The organism is Planktothrix serta PCC 8927, assembly GCF_900010725.2.
GTDB classification, from domain to species: domain Bacteria; phylum Cyanobacteriota; class Cyanobacteriia; order Cyanobacteriales; family Microcoleaceae; genus Planktothrix; species Planktothrix serta.
This window is the reverse complement of the sequence record NZ_LR734888.1, coordinates 1-21866: the sequence shown is the minus strand read 5'-3', so window position 1 is coordinate 21866 and position 21866 is coordinate 1. Positions and strand designations below refer to the sequence as shown.

Here is a 21866-nt window from a genome sequence, read left to right as displayed (position 1 = left end):
AAAATAGCCCGAACTCGACCGCGTAAGGGATTGGGCTAACACAACGTCATTAGCTATCCGCCACTGGGGTTGATAGCTAATGATCTTTAAAGGTTTTATCATATCAAGGACTTTGTTCACAGAGGTTGGGTGATGGGCATATTGTTTAGGTGTTTATGCCCCAACTTCTGTTGAGACAACTTTCTCGTTGCCTATGGCCCTATTCTAAATCTCTGCGTTTGGGGTTACGCGCTGGGTCGTTGGATAAAAATCCAAACACGAATAAGGCAAAAAAGAACAGAACGACGATATTAACGACGATTTTTAGCGTCAGCATTTGTGAATGTCTCCGGGGCTGCAAGAGTCTATTTATAAATGTTATGCCGGAAGCACAACTTTATCATCATATCTTAAATTAGCCTTTCATTTAAGGATTCTATTCATACCCCCTTGACAAAAAATCGCTTTGTGTTAATATTATAATAGGGAATCTATGCGCGCCTATAGGGTCATTTTTGACAAGAGAACCAAGACCCTCTAATTCTTCCGATAATGGCTTAACCAATACCAAACTTTAGCGACAGTCTCTTCAACTCTGACCATCAGTTGATCTAACCACCCTAAAATCTGTTCTAGGGGGTGTTTAATATATCCCGTTACGGTAACTTGAGCTTCTAGCCAGTCAGCGTGAGTTTCCGGGGATTCTTTAACATAATCTATCGATTTTGTCAAGGGGTTAGTGGGGGTTTCTTCGGTTTGGAAGCGGTTTAAGGATAATTGAACTTTTTCCCAAACGGCGTTTTGGTCGGGAAGATTATTCGGGGTTTTTGGGGTTTGGGAGGGGGAAGAGGGGCGAGATTTTGCTATTTTGGGTTTTTGGAGTTTTGATAAAATATTGTTAGTTAGATTATTAGCCGTTAACCAAGGGTCTTCTAAGGGGGTAAGAGTTGGGGAGGAGGAAGAAGCCGAAATTACCCCAGAAAATTGTTCGGGAGTTTCAACAGAAGAAATAGGAGGATGATGGCTACCAAAGAAATAATCAACCGCAGCTAGAATTAGAGATTGAATCTTATAAAAATATTCATCAAACCCCTGTTCTAAAGTAGATTCTGATTTAACCGATAAATGGGGTTGAGGCGGTTGTCGCCAAACTTGAATCACCGTTTTTCCCCAAGTTTGACTTTGGTGAACTAAGCTATGGGTAACTTGGGATAGGGGAATAATCGAATAATCTTCGACTTGCGCGATCGCACCATCTAAGTTATGAATAAATTCAGGGGAAGGTAAGGGGAAAGATACAGAGTCAACAACATCCGATTCTCCAAAACAATTAATTTTCACCGCTACGGGACTGGTTTGTATCCAACTCATCACCTGCGAAAACCAACGCAGGGGAGGAATTGGAGTTGAAAACGGGTTTTGTTGTTGTGCTAAATTTTGATCAAAATAGAAATAGTCGCCTTCTTCTAAAAGAATCTGTTGCTGAAGCTGATGTTGTTGTTCAACAGTGAGACTATCTAAAATTTGATTATCGGTTTTGACTAAAACTAAAGTTTGGGAGTCGAGTTGGCTGGCTATTCCTTGAATTTCTATATCTAGGGTTGGAGAGGTTATCGAATTTGGAAATAGAGATTCTGTTTCAGTTGTCACCGTATTCAGAATATGAACAATTGCAGTATCAACATCCGGCGGTTGAGGAGGAGGATTTTGGGGAGACTGGAGTTGAGGTAAACGCTGTTTAATTGCAGTTCCCAATTTTTGCGTTGTGACTCGAACTGTTTGCAGGAGGAAATAAACCGGATAGAGTGCCGTTTGCAGGGTGATTTCAGTGGCAAATCTAAAATAGCGCCAAGTTCGACTACCCTCATCGCTCAGTTTTTGAGCCGTGAGAGAGATAAAATTAAATAATCGACTTTTGTATGGCCCGGAGTCAGCAACAGTCATGGTAACAATTAGCTTATCGATATTCTCCCTTCCTTAATATAGCAGTAAATGTATTTTTCTACAGCAACCCTCCTATCCCAGGTTTCGGAAATTGCTCAACAGTTACGTCTGTTGACACAGGTTGATGTTCAGCAACACTGGCAAGCCTTCAACCGGATGCAACCGATTGCAGTCAATGAGCGAGGACATATAGCTTGGGCGGGGGGAAAAGAGATCTTGAAATTAAGACAAAAAATAATAGTTCCGACTGAGTTGCGAGGTTATCCGTTAACAGGTTTAAGTTTAAGATTAGTCTTAAGTTGGTGGGCGGAAGCTGCTCAAATCTATATTAATCATCAGTTTGTACAAGCCGGAGATCTATTTGATAGTTATACCCGAATTTTATTAAGTTCATCGGTACAGCCAGGAGATGAATTTGAGGTGGAATTGCAGTTAGTCAGTCCGGGTCATGACCGAGGTGCATTAGTTTCTGCTTTCTGTTGGTATGAAGTCTCAGACTCCTCTGAAATTGATCCAGTTTTGATGGCGGATCAGTTAGAAATTTTAGGGATAATTTTAGCTCCCGAACCTCATCTCCCCAACTTAGAACCCAGTTTAATTTCCCTAGAGGAGATTTTAACTATTATTTCTGCCTATATCCTCCCCCAAGATCTAACTGAATTTGAAAATAGCCTGCTCCAACTTCGTCAAACCTTAGATTCTATTATTCCTCAACTTCCGTCTTATCAAATTAACTTACTCGGTCACGCCCATTTAGACTTAGCTTGGTTATGGCCGATAACAGAAACTTGGATAGCCGCCCAAAAAACCTTTGAGTCTGTTCTACAATTACAAACGGATTTTCCTGAATTAATTTTTTGTCATTCCTCCCCCATTCTCTATGAATGGATAGAACAACATCGTCCTGATTTATTTATCCAAATTCAAAATAACGTACAACAAGGAATTTGGGAAATCGCCGCCGGACTCTGGGTAGAACCGGAACTCAATATTATTAATGGAGAATCTATCGTCCGTCAGGTCTTATACGGACAACGTTATGTTTTAGAAAAAATGGGTCAACTTTCAACCGTAGCTTGGCTACCGGATACCTTTGGCTTCTGTTGGCAATTACCCCAAATTTTCCAACAAGGCGGTATCGATTATTTTATTACCCAAAAACTGCGCTGGAATGATACCACTAAATTTCCCTACGGGTTATTTCAATGGCAGGGTTTAGATGGAACAAAAATTATCAGTTTCATGACCGCTTTAATTGGAGAACGGGTTGAACCTGTGAAAATGTTTAAAGCTGCGGTGGAATGGAAAACCCAAACCGGATTAAATCAGAGTTTATGGTTGCCAGGAGTGGGAGATCATGGGGGAGGGCCGACCCGTGATATGTTAGAAATAACTCGACGTTGGAATCAATCTGCTATTTTTCCAGGGTTTAAGTTTCAAACGGTTACAGACTATTTAAAAGAAGTCCTGAATCATCCCCCCGCAACTCTTCCCCTCTGGAAAGATGAACTCTATTTAGAATTCCATCGTGGTTGTTATACGACCCACGCTGATCAAAAACGGTTTAATCGTCAAGCTGAAACTCTATTATATGAAGCAGAACTCTTTGCATCGATCGCAACTCTGGTTGCAGGTTGTGTTTATCCCCAAACCGAAATAGAAACCGCTTGGAAGCAAGTTTTATTCAACCAATTTCACGATATTCTCCCTGGATCGGCGATTAATTCCGTTTATCAACAAGCCAATCAAGATTGGGAAACCGCTATTACAAAAGCCAATAATATTCTCCAACAGTCTTTCGATGCGATCGCCCATTCTATTCCTCTCCCTCCTCCTCCCCAAGCCAACGCCCAACCGATTTTGATCTTTAACTCCCTCAACTGGTCGCGCTCAGAAGTCGTTGCTGTGCCTATTCCTAATTCCGATATCCCTTGGGAAATTTACGATACTCAGGGAATAGCCCAACCCTCCCAAGTTCGGGGAGAAAAGTCGGAAAATCCGCAATTGCTATTTCTGGTAAAAAATGTTCCGAGTGTGGGGTATCAGGTGTATTGGTTGGGGCGGAAACAAGCTGAAACCCTTGAAACGTCGTCAGAAATACCCTATATGAGCGCACCTATTCCCCATTATACTGAAAGTATAGCAGAAAAAAATCAATTTGTCAATTCTTATCAGTTAGAACCGGAAAAGATTAGCTTTGACAATGGAATTTTGCGCGTTATTGTGGATACCGAAACCGGAAATTTAGAACAAGTTTTCGACATAATTAATCAACGAAATATCTTCAAACCTGGACAAGGAAATCAATTACAAGCCTTTCAAGATTCAGGACAATATTGGGATGGATGGAATATCGACCCCAATTATCAACAATATCCCTTAACATCACCCCAATTAGAATCAATTAAATGGATAGAACAAGGGCCGATAGTCTGGAGATTGAGAATAATTAAACGATTTAATCAATCCGAATTTTGTCAAGATTATATTCTTGAACAAGATTCTCCCCTATTAAAAATAGAAACAACGGTAGACTGGCAAGAGCGTCATATTTTAATTAAAGCCGCCTTTCCCCTAACCCTTGCTGCGGATACTGCGAGTTATGAAATTCCCTGCGGAGTAATTCAACGGTCTACAAACCCGCAAACCGAGCCAGAAAAAGCTAAATGGGAAGTTCCTGCTATTCATTGGGCAGATATTAGTACATCGGATTATGGAATTAGTCTATTAAACGATAGTAAATATGGTTATGATGCTCAAAGCGATCAACTGCGTTTAACATTATTAAGAGGGTCAACCTGGCCTGACCCAGAAGCGGATTTAGGATGGCATCAATTTAGTTATGCGGTTTATCCCCATGCGGGAGATTGGAAACCAGCCAAAACGGTTCAAAAAGGTTATGAATTTAATCGTCCGTTACGGGTTAAAGTCTATCCTGATCAGGTTTCTGTGGGATCGAGTTTAGAGACTCAATCCTATTTGAAGACAACAGGCAAGATGCCTGTTCCACAGAGTTTTCTGGAATTAGGGTCTGAACAATTAATTTTAATTGCCTTCAAACAGTCAGAAACCCAACCCCAACAATGGATTTTAAGATGTTATGAATCTCAAGGAGAAGAAACTATTTTAAAATTCAATAATTCCCTGGGATTAACAATAGACTATGCAGTCAATCTATTAGAACAACCCCATGAAACAACAACATCTATATCTCCTTGGAAAATAGCCAGTTTTGCTTTAAGTTGTATGAAAGAAAACTGCTGAACTCCAATAGGATAATAGGATAACAGGCAAGATGCCTGTTCCACTTCCATTATTAACTCATTTTATTCCCATGCGAATTTCCGAACAAAAGGAAGCTTGAGTTAGTCCGGTGCTATTTTTAACGATGCTAGTCCGAAGCCTAAGATTTGGCATCAAATACCATAACCGTTCTTCCGCATAAAAATTAGGAGATTCTGTAATTAGAGTTAACACCTCATCTGCTCCTAAACTATAGCGTCCCGATAGAGATTGATTCGGAGTTGTGTCTTGAGATTGTAATAATTGACCTTCTTGGGGATGTTCAGGATTGATAATCGGAACAACAATAGCAGACCCTTTTTGTTGATTCGGGTTTCCTTCCATTGTCCCGTCCCAGGTTAATCGAAATCCTCCTGAAATCGTTGTCGGGTCAATTTTATGCTGTTGACAAAGCTGAACAACTGTAGCATCGGTTTGGGGTAAACTCTCCATGATTAAATTAGACTTACCCGCTTGTAATTGACCTGATTTTAAATTGTGCAGGGTGCGTTGAGAAAACCATTTCCCGGCACTTAACTCAAAAAATTCAATAATATTCATCTTGATTACTTTGATTACTCAAAAAAAGGGAAAACCCAATCCTTTAGGATGGTACTATAAACGGGGGATATTTTAATACTTCTCCAGAGATGAATTTTGCTATTTCTTGTTTAAATAATAGTCACTTCAAAAATTAACGGCAATTGAAATCATTTTTTTACCTCAATTAAGTCTGAGAAATACCTGTAAATTTAAAGTAAGATGGGCAAAGCCCATCCTACTAGCTCAATAATAACCCCAAAACAACCTCAGAAAATCAGACTTTGATCAACTATTGTTAATTAGGGGGAACAATCGGGTCTTGAGATTTTGGTTTATTCGTTGATACTCCAAAAGGGGATAAAATTGGATCAGAGGTGGCTTGGTTAACAAGGGTAGCTTTAACAGAGGAATCAGAAATTCCAGAATGTTGAGGAAAAATTACAGCTAAATTCAATAGGGAAGATAATAAAATATCCAACATGACTCAGTTCTCCATTTTAGTTCGTTGTAAAACGAACACAGAAGAAGCGAGAAGGCCTTCTGCTTGATTAATCTTTTGTGTTCTTACTTACTTATCAATCTGAACAACTAAAATTACGCAAAATTGCAGAATTTTTTTTTAGGCTTCAAAACCTGCTTAATTGATATAAGAGGAGTCAGGTGTAGGAGCAGAGGAGCAGAGGAGCAGAATATTGCTACGTCAACAGTCAACCATTAACATTATGACTCAACTACAAACTCAAATTCAAACAGATACTTGGATAACTGCAACTTGGGATGAATATTTGCAAATCTTAGAACAACCCAACTTTACCCAAGGGAGGGGTTATTATTTTAATCAACAGATGAGGATTGAAAGGGCAGCAGTCGGGGCGAATCATGCTGATGATAATGGTATAATTGTTATTTTAGTTAACCTATGGGGTATGTTTCGCGGTATTCCCATGAGATTATTCGTTAACTGTAGCTATCGAAAAACAGGAATTCGAGAAGCTCAACCCGATGCTTCTTATTATATTGGAGAACGAGTTAAATTAGCACCTCGTGGGAGTTCTATTGTTAATTTAGATGAAAATTTACCTCCAGATTTAGTGATTGAAATTGGAGATAGCTCTTTAGGGGATGATTTAGGGCAAAAACGAATATTATATGAAGATTTAGGAGTTAGGGAATATTGGGTTGTAGATGTTCAAAATGCTAAAATTATTGCGTTTAAAATATTATCAAATTGTGGGAGTGAACGAATTAAAGAGTCTGAGATTTTACCGAATTTTAAAATAGCTTTATTAGAGGAAGGATTAAAACGTAGTCGTCAACAGGATAATACAGAAGTGGGAAATTGGTTTATAGAACAAATGGGAAGATAAGCTGCATCAGTGTCAACTTAAGCCGAAAACCTCTGATTATAGCCCAGATTAGATCCCCCTAAATCCCCCTTAAGAAGGGGGACTTTGATCTCCTGTTCCTNACTTTTACTAACATCAAATAAATCAAAGGGTTCAATATTAGTTAATAAATGAATACAAGTTACCCCTAAACTATATAAATCACTAGCAAAGATCGGTTTTCCTATCGCTTGTTCAGGTGCAGTATATTGGGCTGAAGCAATAGCTGTTTCTGTCACCGCTAACGCTATTCTCGTCGCGGCTTTATCGGCTCCAAAATCCACTAAAAATAATTTATTATCGCTCTTTCTTCTAATAATATTTTCCGGTTTAATATCTCTATGAATTACCAATTTTTGATGAACAAATGCTAAAACAGGTAATAAATCCTCTAACAAATTAATAATTTTATTTTCTGAAAATGCCCCAGTTTGAGCTAATTCTTGAGCCAAATTTTGTCCTTCAACATATTGTTGAACTAAATATTGACGATGATCTTGAATTAAATAGGCAAATAATTCAGGAATTTGTTGATGTTTGCCTAATTGTTCTAACTTTATCGCTTCTTGTTTAAAAAGTTCCTCAGCTTTTTGTTGATTATTCGTCCCTTGAGCTTGGGGTAAAAATTGTTTAATTACACAATAGGGTTGAGAAGGTTTATGCTCATCAACAGCTAGAAATGTGCGATCAAAACCCCCTTGTCCTAATATTTTTAAAGCCCGATATCGATCTATTAATAGTAATTTAGAACCACACTTTTGACAAAAAATTGCGGTTTTAGAGTTAATTTGGAGGCAATCTGGGTTAAGACATTGACTCATGGTTAAGGACTGGGGTGAGGATGGGATGATGCAATTAATTAAATATTATCAGAACTTCGTAGTGAGTCCTTCAGGACTCTCAGCCCTAAAGGGCTTACTACTAATTTTCCCTCGTTCCAATGCTCTGCATTGGAATGCAAATCATGAGGCTCCGCCTCAAATCCTAGCAGGAGGCTCCGCCTCCGTTAAGATCATTTCTAGGTAGAACCTAGAAACGAGAGAAAACTTAGGTATTCGCGTTTGCGATCGCCAATACGGGAAGTTACAGAATTAATCAATCTCAAATTTTACCCAATTTAGAAATAGCGTTACTCCAATGCAGAGATCCAAGAAACCGGGTTTCTGCCATCACCTTTGCTACTAACAAAAAGCTCAATTAAGAAACCCGGTTTCTGAACCCCCTAACAGGTAACGAAATGCTGAAATAACGAAAATTGGGTGAAACAAACCCCCAAAAACTAGACTTGACAAAGGGCTGAAATTGTTATAGATTAAAGCTTACAGTTCTTGACGCGAGAGAATACACCCCCAAACCAACCCCATCAACCACACAACGTCCAAAACGCCCCTCACCAACCCCCAAAACGCCGGGAGGTGGCCAGTGGGAGCTTGCAATGTAAAGGTCAAGTCATGGTGGTTCATCCAACTGCCATTCTTTCTCCATCCGACGCGATCGCCCAGCTTACATTCTGTTTCATAGTCTACCTTACCCCCAAATTCCAGCCAAATCTTTTTCTGGACACTGAAGCCAAAGCGGGACATACTGTATTTTACCCATAACTGATCAATGGTGCGTAAATCCTCACAGGGGAAATTATTAATCGAGTCTACATTTAAGTACCCATCCTCCTCTCTCCCTGCCACCTGAAGCATCACCGTGGCAGTTTCCTGGTCTGCTTCTTTCCACTGTCCTGCTGCGAGGAGTTGTTGCAATTTCTGATATCGGGATGGAACGGTTTCCAGTGGTGTAGATGTAGATGGTACAACCAGTTGAGGAATAGTTGGCATCGGGGTAGGAATAACCCGATTATCAATCAATATTTCTAACCATTCCTCCACCGACTGAGGACGTTTATCGGGTTGTATTTCTAACCCCTTCATCACCGCTTTATGGACTCTATTACTAACATTAACGACTTGATTTAACGGTTGCAAACTATCCCGAACATTCCTCATAAATGCAGGGTTTGGCACTTTCCCACTGAGCAAATGATATAACGTCGCACTCAAGGCATATACATCGGTATATTCCCCCCGATGCGCTTGTTCATCGTATTGTTCAATGGGGGCAAACCCATGGGTAAAGGCAGGGGTATGAGTTTGGGTTACATTAGGAATAAACTCTCTAGCAATGCCAAAATCAATTAATACCGCTTCGCTTTTCCTGTCCCGCTTCATAATATTCTGGGGTTTAATATCTCGATGCAATAACCCCTTATCATGAACAACTATTAAAGCATTACCAATTTGTTGAATATAACGTACTGCTTCCGCTTCTGCAAATGCACCTTTTCCTCTAACTAATTCCCAGAGGTTCTCTCCAGCAATATATTCCATGACAATACAGGGTAAGGAGCCCTCCCGAAACACATTCTCAATTTCCACAATATGGGGATGGCGACAAACGGCGAGTCGGGTTGCTTCATCCTTAAAGTCGCGTAAATATTTATCCCGAAAATCAATAAAATCGGGATCGGTGAGGATCTGATCCCGTAAAGTTTTGATGACAAATTCTGTACCTTTGCGGTTTCGCGCTAAAAAGGTAATGCCAAACCCGCCTTCCTTTAGTTTTTTAATGATTGTATAGCGATCGCCATAAAGTTTTGTACCGGGTTGCCAAGCCATATTTTTTTAAAATTGATAGCTATTGTAATTATGCCATATTGATTGACTGAAAATATTACCTATTATTTTATTAGGATTTTAGCGATCGCTTTTCCCCTCCTCGTAGTGAGGGACACAAAGGACTCTTAGCCCTCGTAGTGAGTCCTTCAGGACTCTTAGCCCTAAAGGGCTTACTACATTTTAGCCCTAAAGGGCTTACTACAAGATTTTTAGCCCTAAAGGGCTTACTACATTTTAGCCCTTTAGGGCTTACTACGATTAGTTATTAAGGGTTTTTTGTGGCTGTTCAATAACAGGTGGAGAGGGGGAAGGTGTGGGAGGTGAACTTGGTTTTAACAATGGCATCCAAGCAGGAATCGTTCCTAAAACCGTTGCCATTGCTCCTACAATTGTCCAAAATAGTGCAGGTTCAATTTGAGGTAAAACTAGATTTTGATGCCCAGAAGGGAGCAATTTTAACCACTCGTTGATGGTTTGATGTCGGTCTTCCGGGGCGAGTTTCAACCCTTCTAAAATAGCGGTATTGGTGTGATCGCTAATTTGAGAATTGAGTTGTTTGGGTGGAATGAGTTGGGCTTTTTGTAAACTCCGATCCATTGCACTAGCGGGAATAGTTCCAGTTAGTAAAACATACAAAGTCGCCGATAAAGAATAAACATCCGTATAGGGCTTTTGTTCACTATCAACATGATACAATTCCAAAGGTGCAAAACCATCGGCAGTCGAGGCTTGAACTGTTGTTAAAGGATTATCAAACCCTCGCGCTAAACCAAAATCAATTAAGACAACTTCCGATTTTCCGGCGCGTAAAACAATATTAGCAGGTTTAACATCTCGATGTACAAATCCTTTTTCATGCACACAATTTAAAGCCGAACCAATTTGTCGAATATAGTCTAAAGCAACGAATTCTGGTAATATTTTATTAGGCAGATGTTCGAGAGTTTCTCCGGCAATATGTTCCATCGCCAAACAAACGCGATCGCCTTCTTTAAAAGACTCTTTAAGTTTAACAATATGGGGATGTTGACAATGGGCTAATTTAGTTGCTTCTTGCCAGATTTTATCCTCTAAACGCTTGAGATCTGAGGGAATTAATTGATTAATTAAATCATCACTCAAGGTTTTGATCACACAGGTTTTACCCTGTTTATCTCTCGCTAAATAGGTAATCCCAAACCGTCCCCGTCCCAACTCTCTAATAATCGTATATTGTCCGTTGCGTAACTGTTCCCCTGGTTGCCAGCCCATCGCTCAATCCTTCTGATAAAATTAGTTTAAATTATAAAGTATTGTAGTGAGTCCTTCAGGACTCTCAGCCCTAAAGGGCTTACTACATTCGGCCTCAAATCATAGTAAATCATAGTAGGAGGCAGAGCCTCCTTATAAGCATTTCTAGGTAGAACCTAGAAACGAGAAAACAAGAGAAACCTTCTCTCTTCTTTGTGTCTTCGTGCCTTTGTGGTTCTCAAAATAAAACCCCATCTTGACGGAAACTACAACCCAAACTATACGGTTAGCCACAAACGCAAAAGCGATCGCAGTTCCTACAGTAGTAGATGTGAACAACAGAGGCTAACCGTCCAAACCTGAAGTCCAACCGACCCAAATAGGTTCGGTAAACACACCTTCAAAGAATGGACAAACCGCCCGCAGTATAGAGATAAGCAATCGTATCTTAAAAACTGTATTGAAATTGGACTCGCCCCCTGATGCAGTTGGGTTAAGGAGTAGTCCAGAAGTCGAATTAAAACGACTAACCTCAAACAGAATCTAACTTTTTTGTAGTAAATTTGGAGAACAATAAACAATATGGGAAAAGTAGTCGGCATTGACTTAGGAACCACAAACTCTTGCGTCGCCGTGATGGAAGGGGGCAAACCCACCGTTATCGCTAATGCTGAAGGGTTACGCACCACACCTTCCGTTGTAGCCTTTGCTAAAAATGGCGACCAACTGGTAGGTCAAATTGCCAAACGTCAGTCCGTCATGAACCCCGAAAACACGTTTTATTCGGTCAAACGGTTCATCGGACGCAAATCAGAAGAAGTCAACAACGAATCTAAAGAAGTTTCTTATAAAGTGCTGCGCGATAGCAGTGGTAATGTTAAATTAGATTGCCCTGCCCGTGATAAACAATTTGCACCGGAAGAAATCTCCGCCCAAGTGTTGAGAAAACTGGTTGATGATGCCAGTAAATACTTAGGCGAAACCGTTAAAGAAGCTGTTATTACCGTTCCTGCTTATTTTAACGACTCCCAACGTCAAGCCACTAAAGACGCGGGTAGAATTGCCGGAATTGAAGTTAAACGGATTATTAACGAACCAACAGCGGCATCATTAGCTTATGGTTTAGAACAAAAAAGTAACGAAACCATTCTGGTTTTTGACTTAGGCGGCGGTACGTTTGACGTCTCAATTTTAGAAGTCGGCGATGGCGTATTTGAAGTATTATCAACTTCTGGAGATACTCACCTGGGAGGAGATGATTTCGATAAAAAAATCGTTGATTATCTCGCCGAAGAATTCCAGAAAAGTGAAGGGGTTGACCTCCGCAAAGATAAACAAGCATTGCAACGGTTAACGGAAGCTTCTGAAAAAGCTAAACAAGAACTTTCCAGCGTTACCCAAACGGAAATTAACCTCCCCTTTATTACCGCCACCCAAGATGGGCCTAAACATCTGGATATGACCTTAACTCGGTCAAAATTTGAACAATTATGTTCTGATTTAATTGACCGTTGTTTGACTCCCGTTGAGAAAGCCATCAGTGATTCTAAACTCAAGAAGTCAGATATTGATGAAGTGGTGTTAGTGGGAGGTTCTACCCGCATTCCCGCCATTCAAAAATTAGTTCGGGATGCTCTGGGTAAAGAACCGAACCAAACCGTTAACCCCGATGAAGTTGTGGCTTTAGGGGCTGCTATTCAAGCTGGGGTATTATCCGGTGAAGTTAAGGATATTCTGCTGTTAGACGTGACTCCGTTGTCCTTGGGTGTAGAAACCCTGGGTGGGGTGATGACCAAGATTATTCCTCGCAACACCACTATTCCGACCAAAAAATCGGAAGTGTTCTCAACGGCTGTTGATGGTCAAACTAACGTTGAAATCCATGTTCTCCAAGGGGAACGGGAAATGTCGAATGATAACAAGAGTTTGGGAACTTTCCGCCTGGATGGTATTCCGCCTGCGCCGCGTGGTGTTCCTCAAATTGAAGTCATTTTTGATATCGACGCCAACGGGATTTTGAACGTGACCGCCAAGGATAAGGGGACTGGAAAAGAACAGTCCATCAGTATTACAGGCGCGTCTACCCTACCCGATGACGAAGTACAACGGATGGTGCGGGAAGCGGAACAAAACGCTGCTACTGACAAAGAACGTCGGGAACGCATCGAACGCAAAAACCAAGCCGATACTCTATCTTATCAAGCCGAAAAACAACTTAAAGAGTTGGGGGATAAAGTACCCGAAGCCGATAAGACGAAGATTGAAGGCCTGATTAAGGAACTACGGGAAGCCATCACTCAAGATGATGATGAGAAGATCAAAACCCTAACCACAGATTTACAACAAGCGTTGTTTGCGGTGGGTTCTAGTATGTATCAACAAGCGGGTGGTGGTGCTCCTGAAGACGGTGGCCCTGGTGCCGGCGGTTCCACTCCTCCGAGTGGTGGCGATGATGTAATTGACGCCGATTTCACTGAATCTAAATAACTTGATTGTATAGACGCGCTGGAGGAAGCCTAATGCCATATTGCTGAAGGCTCCCAGCGCGTTTCTAATATTTAAGATGATGAATGAAGATCTCGGTTTATTTTTGTTAGGAATTCTAGTTTTAACGCTCTACTTAATTGTTTCTGCCTTAACAGAAATGGGAACCAAACTTCCCTGGAAAAAGTAGAGCAATTTTCCCTATTGCCTATTGCCTATTGCCTATTGCCTTCTAAAGCTTTTTCAACCGCGTTAATCACATCTTGGGGTTTAAAGGGTTTAATTAAATATCCATAAGGATTAGTTTCTTGGGTGCGTTCAATTGTTGAAGTATCAGAATAAGCTGTAATATAAACGATAGGAATGGGGTACTGTTCCTGAATGCGTTTAGCTGTTTCAATCCCATCTAATTCCCCGCGTAAGTGAATATCCATTAAAATTAAATCAGGGATATTTTTCGCCACCTGTTCTAAGGCTTTTTCTCCTGAATTGATTCGAGCAATAACTATATACCCTTGTTTTCTTAAACTTCTAGCAATACTTTCGGCGGCAATTAACTCATCTTCGACAATTAAAATGGTGGTTGCCATGTTAAGAAAACCCTCCTTTTTAAAGTTTAATATTAATTGATTTAATTATAGCCTTGTTCTTGAAAAGTCAGAGTAAAACTTGTACCTTGGCTACAATCCACTTCAACGGCTGCTTCTAATTGATCTCCTAAAATACTGACTAATCTTAATCCTAATGAGGGACTATCTTGCCAATCAACATTATCGGGAATGCCAATACCATTATCGCTAATTCTCAGATAAATTTGTTGTTGAGGTTCAAGTTTTAACTCGATTTTAATTTCTCCATATTGAGAATTTGGAAAAGCATATTTAAAAGAATTTGTAACTAATTCATTAATTAAAAGTCCGCAGGGAATTGCCGTTTCTAAATTTAAAGTGATAGGTTCAACATCAAGGATGATTTTAACCTCACAGTATTTTGTTTGATAGGATAACGATAATTTTTCAACTAAGTTTTGGATATAATTGGCAAAATTCACTTGGGATAAATCATCGGATTGATAAAGCTGTTCATGAATCAGGGCCATCGTTTGAATTCGATTTTGACTTTCGGCAAATAAATTGCGTTGTTCCTCCTGTTCTAAGGTATCCGCTTGTAAATCTAATAAATTAGAAATTACATAGAGATTATTTTTAACTCGATGGTGAATTTCCCGCAATAAAACTTCTTTTTCTTGGAGGGAAGCTTTAATTTTTTCTTCCGCTTTTAAACGTTCGGTGACATCTCGACAAACACAAATTAATAAATCATCATCGGTTAAAGTCAGTGAAACTTCTTCGGTAAAGGTACTGCCATCTTTGCGTTTTGCTGTGGCTTCTCCTTGCCAATGACGTTGTTGAGATAAAATCGGAAAAATATGCTGTTGAAAATAATCAAGTTGTTCAGGTTTATAGAGTTCAGCCCAACTTTTTCCGAGTAATTCTTCAGGATGAGTATAACCAAATAGTTTAACATGAGCTTGATTCAAATAAATGTATTGTCCCTCCTCTAAAATTGCAATCCCATCAATGGCGGCTTCAATAGCAGCTAACTGTTGTTTTAAGACTTCTTGAGCTTTTTGAAGTTCTGTAATATCTGTATGGGCTCCCACCATACGAATCACCTTTCCCTGCTCATCTTTAAGATGAATTGCTCTGGATAAAATATAGACAGTGGAGCCATTTTTATGATGAAATCGTTGAACAGCTTGAAAGCGATTAATTCGACCTTGATTATAGTCTGTAATTAATTTTATAGCCTCAATTCTATCCTCTTCAAAAATAACTTTTTCCCAGGAGGATAATTCATTCGGCAATTCATCATTATTATAGCCAATCATTTCTTTCCAACGGGGTGAAAAATAAATACTATCCGTGACAAAATCCCAATCCCAAAATCCATCCTGGGCGGCTTGAATGGCTAACTGAAATCGTTCTTGAGCTACTTTAATTTCGGCTTCTGTGCGTTTGCGTTCTCTTAAATCCTGAGCAATTCCTAAAAATCCACTAATATTTCCCGTTTGATCTCGTAAGGTAGAAATTGATAGTAAAACCGGAAAATGTGTGCCATCTTTATGAACATAAATCCATTCTCTTTCTTCTTTTTTGCCGATCCGAGATTTAGCAACAAATACTTCAAATCCGGGTTCAATGGGAGTTCCTAATTCTAAGGATAAACTATAGGAACGTTCTATAATTTCTTGAGAATTATGAATGATAGCCGGAGTTTTTTTATTAATTACTTCTTGCGCTTGATAACCGAGTAAATTTTCTGCTGCTCGGTTCCAAACTTGAATGATTCCATTGACATCTGTAGAAATAATCGCATAATTTGCCCCATCTAAAATCGCTTGTTGAAGCTGATTTAATTCTAAGAGTTTGGCTTCTGCTAATTTACGCTCTGTAATATCTAACATAATTGATAAATATTGGAACGGTTGACCCTCTTGATTTACAAAGGGAACAATCGTACTATCCACCCAGCAATAGTCTCCATTTTTGGCTTGATTTCGGATTTCTCCCTGCCAAACTTTTCCTTGAGAAATAGTTAACCAAAGCTGTTTAAAGAAACTCTGAGGATGGTAGCCTGAATTAATGAAACGGTGAGTTTTACCCAAAGCTTCTTCAGAAGAATATTGAAAGAGTTTACAGAATTTATGATTAACATAAGTAATCACCCCGTTAGCATCTGTAATCGCTACAATTGCTAATTCATCCAGGGCTAATTTATGATAAGTTAATTCTTGTAAAGCCATTTGTAGCTGTTGTTCTGCCTGTTTTTTGGCGGTAACATCGCGTAAAAAAGCTCGAATAACCGTTGGTTTACCATCCTCAATTCGACAGTTAGCACTGCCTTTTAAAATAACCGTTTCTCCGGTTTTGGTTAAAAATTTGGTTTCGATTGAATTATGTTTACTAATAGCTCCCGTTTTCAACTGTTCAAAAATTTGCTGATATTCATCAGTGTATTGCTCCTCAATTATATCAAAAATTGATAGATTTTTTAGGTCTTCATCGCTATATTTTAAGGTTTCTTTCCAAGCTCGATTCACATAAATAAACTGTCCATTTTCAGGAGAAATCAGTTGAATTAAATCATTAGCATTTTCAAATAAATCCTGTAACTGTTCTTGACTTTCTTGTAAATCCATTAATAATTGAGCTTGCGCGATCGCAATTCCTACTTGATCAGAAATTTGCTGCATGATCTCAATTTCAAACTCTGTCCATTTACGCGGTATACTACATTGATGTGCCAGCATTAATCCCCAAAGTTGATCATTTTGGAAAATGGGAACAATTAATTTTGATTTCACCTGGAATTGCTGCATTAATTCTCTTATGCAAAAACATTCAGATCTGTCCGACAGTTTAGCATCTTCTATATTATTAATCGCTTTAACTGTTCTGTGTTCATAAAAGCATTGAGAGTAACTGGAAAAAATGTCATCGTTCAAATTTTGATCAAGGATTGATAATTCCGGCTTGATCACAGATTCTGTAATAATTTTTCCCGACCGATTTGAAGAAAATCGATAGATTAATACGCGATCGCAATCTAAAATCTGGCGAATTTCTGTTACGGTGGTTTGCAAAATATCTTCGAGTTGCAAAGACTGACGAATATTCAGGGTTATATCCGTAAATAACTCTACCTTAATATTTTGACGATGTAATTTTTTTTCCGTTCGTCGATGTTCTTTAATTTCTTCTAAAAGTTGTTGGTTGGTTTGACTTAATGCTAGAGTTCTTTCTTTGACTCTTTTCTCTAATTCTAAATTGAATTGAATTAAAGCCGATTCTGCTTTGTATCGTTCGTTTAATTCATATTGAATTTGTTGATAAAGTTGAGATTGTTGAATGGCAATTGAAATCGGGACAGCCAGTTGATCTAATAAGGTAAATTCAGTAGAAATCCACTGACGCGGCTCCGAACATTGATGAGCAATTAATAGCCCCCATAATTGAGTTTTAGAGCAAGAATCAGTGACTATAATCGGAACAACTAAATTGGCTTTAACTTGAAACCGAGACAGTAATTCCTGATGACAAGGCAGAATTTCTGCTGTTTCTATATTATTAATTGCAGTTGTCTGTCCTTCTAAATAATGTTGTCCACCTCCCGTTTTAAAACAAGTGTCTTCCAGATGAATTTTCAAAAGACTATCCCATCCAGATGCAACGGATTCCGCAACCACATTACCACTTTTGTCTGGATTAAACTGATAAACTAAAACCCGATCACATTTTAACAATAGCCGGATTTCGTTCACCGTTGTTTTCAGAATTTCATCTAAGGATAAAGACTGACGAATATTAACTGTGGTTTGATATAATAGTTTTTCTAATTCGACTTGCTGACGGAGTTGTTCTTCTACCTGTTTTTGTTGAGTAATATCTCTAGCGATCCCCAAAAAAGAGATTAAAATTCCATCGGGTGTATATTCAGGAACGAGTCGGGTTTGATGCCAAGTTGAACTATCTATTTTGGGAAATGGATATTCACTTACTTGTTCTTCCCTCGTTTCTATTGCCTTTTGAATCACATTTCTCCAAAGGTTAATTAACGCTTGATCAACGCCTAGATCTTCTGGATGTTTACCGATTAGATCTGAAGGAGAAACTCCTAGCAATTTTTGAATCGCAGCATTAATATAGAGATAGCGTAAATCCAAATCTATTCTAAAAATAATATCGGGAGTATTTTCAACAATGACTTGAAATTCTTTTTCTCGATAAAATAGTTTTTTGTTCCGATCTTCGACTTGTTTTTCTAAGTCAAGGTTACGGTCTTCTAACAATTTAATTTTTTCATTTTGCAACTGTTTAATTTTCTTTTGTAAGACTTCAAGAACATTATAAACTTCTAAAGGTTTTAAGACTTGTAAAATATTAGTTCGGGTTACCAGTCCTACAAATTCTCCATGATTGCCAGTGATAATTAAGCGACCAATATGATAGCATTCCATGGTTTCGTGGGCAAGGGTCAAAGTATCTTCACCCCGTACTGTTAATAACGGTGAACTCATAACCATTTCTGCCTGGGTATCTTCTAAATCGAGTCCTAACGTTTTAAACTGAACTAAATCTCGTTCTGTAATGATTCCAACAGGAGTTAATTTTAGTGTTTCGTCAATAATCACCACACAACTAATGTGATGATTTGCCATCAGTTGTGCTATTCTTAATAAAGAGGTTGAAGCCGTTGTAGAAATGACATTGCTATTCATCACTTCAGAAACTTTTCTGAACTGCAATAAATCTCCGGGTTTCAAACAACTGCGAACTGTATCATAGGTGATTAATCCTACCAGTTTGTCGTCATTTACTATGGGTAAATGACGAATGGAATACTGGCGAAATTGATCGATAACGGCAAAAATATCCTGCTGTTCTAAATGTTTAAGGGTGACGATCGGTTGACTCATGACCTCCGCGACTTTAACCTTTGTTGTGTCTTTTCCGGTGGCGATCCAGCGAATTATATTTCGTTCTGTAATAATGCCAATAGGTCTATTATCATCCACAACAATTACACAACTTCCCCGTCCTTCTTTTTTGGCATTTTCTAGGGGGTTAGATTCCAATGAGGGAAGATAACAAATGCTTCTGGCGTGAGTAATTAATCCGATCACTTCATCTAACGGGGTATCCGGTGTCACCCTAATTGGATCAGGAATAATTGCGGTTTCTAAACTGTCTAACCAACTTAGTGTTAGGTTCATATAGAGTAGGGAACAGGGAACAGGAAATAGGGAATAGGAAATAGGGAATCCTGTTTTAATTCGGGTTTAAAGTTCTACTTTTAAAGAATAAATTAAATAAGCTTCCCTTTCCTAATACTTGATCTAATTCTCGTGTTATAAAGAAAGGAAGAAACACAAGGAATAAGCAGAAAATTTGATAGATTGTATCAATTCTAAAAAAATGATCTTTCAATTCTATTAAAATTTTAGCTATAGATTCTTGTTGAAACAAACCTATGATAAAATGTTCTGCTACATTAATAATTAAAACAATAATTGTAAATAAAATCGACTTATAAACAGATGAAATAATTAGGGGTTTATCTCCATAGCGTTCTACAAGGGGCAGTTTTTCACATAAAACAATCACTTTCCCCACGATTAAAGCCCCAATAATCGCCATCCCATAGTTAAAAGCATCAATCCCATGTTTTAATAACGCCAGGGAATTCAACGTGATTAAAACGCTAAAGGATAAAGCTAAATACAAATTAACAATTGCTAAACTCATAAACTCATTAATCAAGGTAGATTTCCGAGTTTTTTTGGGTGTTGTTTTAGGAGTCATAGATTAATTAAAGTTGACGGTTGATTATTCCTGATTAGCTACTGATCACTGATTATGGGCGGGATAACCCCGCCCCTACAGATTATTGTGTCTGGCTTTTAAAATAAATTCAGCGACGCTTAAATCGACAGGGGTTGTAACTTTTAAATTAGTTTCTTCTCCCATCACAATATGAACAGATAACCCACATTTTTCAAATAAGGCTGCATCATCAGTAACTTCCCAACCCTGTTGACGGCCTTGCTGATGACATTCTTTTAATAATTTTACATCAAACCCTTGGGGAGTTTGTGCCGCCCATAACTGTTTGCGATCGGGAGTATCTAAAATTAATTGGTGATCACCCACCACTTTAATCGTATCTTTGACGGGAACAGCCGCAATTAACCCTCCCCAGTTTTGTAAGCCGATGGCACAACGTTCAAATAACTCCGGTGTAGCCAAACATCGAGCACCATCATGAATTAATACCCGTTCTGCATCCGTTGGTAAGGCTTGTAAGCCATTATAAACCGACTCTTGACGAGTGCCGCCCCCTTGAATTAACTCCACAGGTTTACTTAAATTAACAGTAGCTAAAATTTCCTCGAAGTCAGGAAAATCCACAGGTTGACCCATGATCCCGATCCAGTCAATACAGGTCGCCGCCTCCGCCGCTTCCAGTGTCCACGCCAATAACGGTTTATCCCATAAGGTCAGGAGCAATTTGTTGCGATCGCTCCCCATTCGTCGTCCCATCCCTGCTGCTGGAATTAATAAGTGCATTTAGAAAATTTAGAGGTAAGATTGACAATCCTGTGTTCATATTAGAATTAAGCTGATCTTGTAGATTAACTCTTTAGTAATGAGAATACTAGCCCTTGTCCCAGGTGGAATAGGCGATCAAATTTTGTTTTTCCCGACGCTTGATGGCCTAAAGCAAGCTTATCCTGAAGCCCAAATTTCTGTTATGGTAGAACCCAGGGCCAAGGGAGCTTATCGAGTTTGTAAGTCCGTTTCTGAAATTTTGACCTATGATTTCAAGGGCCGCAACAGTTTAGCGGACTGGGGAAATTTTCTCGGTATTGTCCGTGACCGAGAATATGAAGTGGTGCTCTCCCTCGGTCAAAGTTGGACGGTAGGGTTGTTATTGTGGTTAACAGGTATTCCCGTTCGGGTTGGATACGCTGGAGGCGGTGAAGGGATGTTTATTAGCAACCCAGTACCCCTGAAACTGGAACAATACGCCGCCGAAATGTATTATGACCTGCTCAAAGGGATAGACATTATCACGCCTTTCCCTGGATTATCGATTAATGTTCCTAAACTAGATATTGACTGGGGGGATGGGGAACAAAAACGTTTAGGAGTCAAGGAAAGTGGTTATATTTTGATTCATGGCGGGTCTAGTCAGTTAGCACAACAAAAAGGCATTGACAAAATCTACCCCGTTGCTCGTTGGCAAAAAATTATTCAAGATATTCAACAACGACAACCTAACCTTCCCGTTGTGATTGTTCAAGGGCCAGAAGATGCGGCGTTAGTGCAGGAAATTGTCCAATCTTGTCCCCAGGTTAAAGTTACCCGACCAGAGGATATTGGCAAGTTGGCGGCAATGATCGCCTCGGCTAATTTAATGATCTGTACCGATAGTGCCCCGATGCACTTAGCGGTTGCGGTGGGAACCTATACGATCGCGTTATTTGGCCCAACAGAACCCGCTAAATTATTACCAAAAAGCGATCGGGTTATTGGTCTTAAATCTCCCACAGGTAAAATGTCTGATATCTCCGCCGATGAAGTAATTAAAAAAATCTGGGGAGGTTAATTCAGTCGTAGGGGCGGGGTATCCCAAAGTCCGTCAACTTAAGTTTCCCGCGCCCTGAACTAAAGTTCGGGCTAAAAGCTTAAACCCGTTAAAACGGGTTAAGAAACACAAGTCTTGAGTCATCTTTAGATGACTTTAGCTCTTAGCCCGAACTTTAGTTCAGGGCATTATGACTTAAGTT

The 21866-nt window shown here is 39.3% G+C and carries 15 protein-coding genes; 4 read left to right on the top strand and 11 right to left on the bottom strand.

The genetic code is table 11. The annotated features are described in order from the left end of the window. Positions 1-199: 199 nt before the first annotated feature. Both PL8927_RS26480 and PL8927_RS26475 read right to left on the bottom strand, forming a co-directional pair. Positions 200-316, bottom strand: coding sequence for a photosystem II reaction center protein I (locus tag PL8927_RS26480; RefSeq protein ID WP_083626907.1), 117 nt, complete (start codon positions 314-316; stop codon positions 200-202). Positions 317-516: 200 nt separating this feature from the next. After that, positions 517-1923, bottom strand: a complete 1407-nt coding sequence (locus PL8927_RS26475; protein WP_083626906.1) for a hypothetical protein — start codon at positions 1921-1923, stop codon at positions 517-519. Between the two features lie 48 nt (positions 1924-1971). Between PL8927_RS26475 and PL8927_RS26470 the strand changes: the two genes are divergently transcribed. Then, positions 1972-5187, top strand: coding sequence for an alpha-mannosidase (locus tag PL8927_RS26470; RefSeq protein WP_083626905.1), 3216 nt, complete (start codon positions 1972-1974; stop codon positions 5185-5187). A gap of 57 nt (positions 5188-5244) precedes the next feature. Here the strand turns inward: PL8927_RS26470 and PL8927_RS26465 are convergent, their stop codons facing one another. Together PL8927_RS26465 and PL8927_RS26460 are read right to left on the bottom strand one after the other, a co-directional pair. Continuing rightward, positions 5245-5766, bottom strand: coding sequence for a phycobiliprotein lyase (locus PL8927_RS26465; RefSeq protein ID WP_083626904.1), 522 nt, complete (start codon positions 5764-5766; stop codon positions 5245-5247). A 277-nt stretch (positions 5767-6043) separates the two neighbouring features. After that, on the bottom strand, positions 6044-6229 hold the full coding sequence (locus tag PL8927_RS26460) for a hypothetical protein (protein WP_083626903.1): 186 nt from the start codon (positions 6227-6229) through the stop codon (positions 6044-6046). Positions 6230-6470: 241 nt separating this feature from the next. Here PL8927_RS26460 and PL8927_RS26455 point away from each other — a divergent pair, with 241 nt between their 5' ends. Then, complete coding sequence (locus tag PL8927_RS26455; RefSeq protein WP_083626902.1) at positions 6471-7115, top strand: Uma2 family endonuclease; 645 nt, start codon at positions 6471-6473, stop codon at positions 7113-7115. A 17-nt stretch (positions 7116-7132) separates the two neighbouring features. Here the strand turns inward: PL8927_RS26455 and PL8927_RS26450 are convergent, their stop codons facing one another. The 3 genes from PL8927_RS26450 to PL8927_RS26440 form a co-directional block, all read right to left on the bottom strand. Beyond that, a complete protein-coding gene (locus PL8927_RS26450) occupies positions 7133-7954 on the bottom strand; it encodes a serine/threonine-protein kinase (RefSeq protein ID WP_083626901.1) in 822 nt (273 codons plus the stop codon). Positions 7955-8452: 498 nt separating this feature from the next. Further along, a complete protein-coding gene (locus PL8927_RS26445) occupies positions 8453-9799 on the bottom strand; it encodes a serine/threonine-protein kinase (protein ID WP_083626899.1) in 1347 nt (448 codons plus the stop codon). 258 nt (positions 9800-10057) lie between these two features. After that, positions 10058-11050 (bottom strand): serine/threonine protein kinase, encoded by a 993-nt coding sequence (locus PL8927_RS26440; RefSeq protein WP_083626898.1) that lies wholly within the window; start codon positions 11048-11050, stop codon positions 10058-10060. 561 nt (positions 11051-11611) lie between these two features. On the opposite strand from PL8927_RS26440, the gene dnaK reads away from it, so the two are divergent. Then, complete coding sequence (dnaK, locus tag PL8927_RS26435) at positions 11612-13516, top strand: molecular chaperone DnaK (RefSeq protein WP_083626897.1); 1905 nt, start codon at positions 11612-11614, stop codon at positions 13514-13516. Between the two features lie 212 nt (positions 13517-13728). Here dnaK and PL8927_RS26430 read toward each other — a convergent pair whose 3' ends face one another. The 4 genes from PL8927_RS26430 to ispD all read right to left on the bottom strand — a co-directional run bounded on the left by PL8927_RS26430 (position 13729) and on the right by ispD (position 20643). Then, positions 13729-14103, bottom strand: coding sequence for a response regulator (locus PL8927_RS26430; RefSeq protein ID WP_083626896.1), 375 nt, complete (start codon positions 14101-14103; stop codon positions 13729-13731). 41 nt (positions 14104-14144) lie between these two features. After that, positions 14145-19289 carry a PAS domain S-box protein gene (locus PL8927_RS26425; protein WP_083626895.1) on the bottom strand — a complete coding sequence of 1715 codons (5145 nt, stop codon included), beginning with the start codon at positions 19287-19289 and terminating at the stop codon, positions 14145-14147. A 55-nt stretch (positions 19290-19344) separates the two neighbouring features. Next, complete coding sequence (locus PL8927_RS26420) at positions 19345-19878, bottom strand: hypothetical protein (protein WP_083626894.1); 534 nt, start codon at positions 19876-19878, stop codon at positions 19345-19347. Between the two features lie 75 nt (positions 19879-19953). Further along, positions 19954-20643 (bottom strand): 2-C-methyl-D-erythritol 4-phosphate cytidylyltransferase, encoded by a 690-nt coding sequence (ispD, locus tag PL8927_RS26415; RefSeq protein WP_083626893.1) that lies wholly within the window; start codon positions 20641-20643, stop codon positions 19954-19956. 79 nt (positions 20644-20722) lie between these two features. Between ispD and PL8927_RS26410 the strand changes: the two genes are divergently transcribed. After that, on the top strand, positions 20723-21685 hold the full coding sequence (locus tag PL8927_RS26410; RefSeq protein ID WP_083626892.1) for a glycosyltransferase family 9 protein: 963 nt from the start codon (positions 20723-20725) through the stop codon (positions 21683-21685). Positions 21686-21866: the final 181 nt, after the last annotated feature.

Excerpts from the sequence above, each read along its gene's own strand:
- PL8927_RS26480 (WP_083626907.1), bottom strand. The coding sequence starts at position 316 with ATGCTGACGCTAAAAATCGTCGTTAATATCGTCGTTCTGTTCTTTTTT.
- PL8927_RS26475 (WP_083626906.1), bottom strand. The coding sequence starts at position 1,923 with ATGACTGTTGCTGACTCCGGGCCATACAAAAGTCGATTATTTAATTTT.
- PL8927_RS26470 (WP_083626905.1), top strand. The coding sequence starts at position 1,972 with ATGTATTTTTCTACAGCAACCCTCCTATCCCAGGTTTCGGAAATTGCT.
- PL8927_RS26465 (WP_083626904.1), bottom strand. The coding sequence starts at position 5,766 with ATGAATATTATTGAATTTTTTGAGTTAAGTGCCGGGAAATGGTTTTCT.
- PL8927_RS26460 (WP_083626903.1), bottom strand. The coding sequence starts at position 6,229 with ATGTTGGATATTTTATTATCTTCCCTATTGAATTTAGCTGTAATTTTT.
- PL8927_RS26455 (WP_083626902.1), top strand. The coding sequence starts at position 6,471 with ATGACTCAACTACAAACTCAAATTCAAACAGATACTTGGATAACTGCA.
- PL8927_RS26445 (WP_083626899.1), bottom strand. The coding sequence starts at position 9,799 with ATGGCTTGGCAACCCGGTACAAAACTTTATGGCGATCGCTATACAATC.
- PL8927_RS26440 (WP_083626898.1), bottom strand. The coding sequence starts at position 11,050 with ATGGGCTGGCAACCAGGGGAACAGTTACGCAACGGACAATATACGATT.
- dnaK (WP_083626897.1), top strand. The coding sequence starts at position 11,612 with ATGGGAAAAGTAGTCGGCATTGACTTAGGAACCACAAACTCTTGCGTC.
- PL8927_RS26430 (WP_083626896.1), bottom strand. The coding sequence starts at position 14,103 with ATGGCAACCACCATTTTAATTGTCGAAGATGAGTTAATTGCCGCCGAA.
- PL8927_RS26425 (WP_083626895.1), bottom strand. The coding sequence starts at position 19,289 with ATGAACCTAACACTAAGTTGGTTAGACAGTTTAGAAACCGCAATTATT.
- PL8927_RS26420 (WP_083626894.1), bottom strand. The coding sequence starts at position 19,878 with ATGACTCCTAAAACAACACCCAAAAAAACTCGGAAATCTACCTTGATT.
- ispD (WP_083626893.1), bottom strand. The coding sequence starts at position 20,643 with ATGCACTTATTAATTCCAGCAGCAGGGATGGGACGACGAATGGGGAGC.
- PL8927_RS26410 (WP_083626892.1), top strand. The coding sequence starts at position 20,723 with ATGAGAATACTAGCCCTTGTCCCAGGTGGAATAGGCGATCAAATTTTG.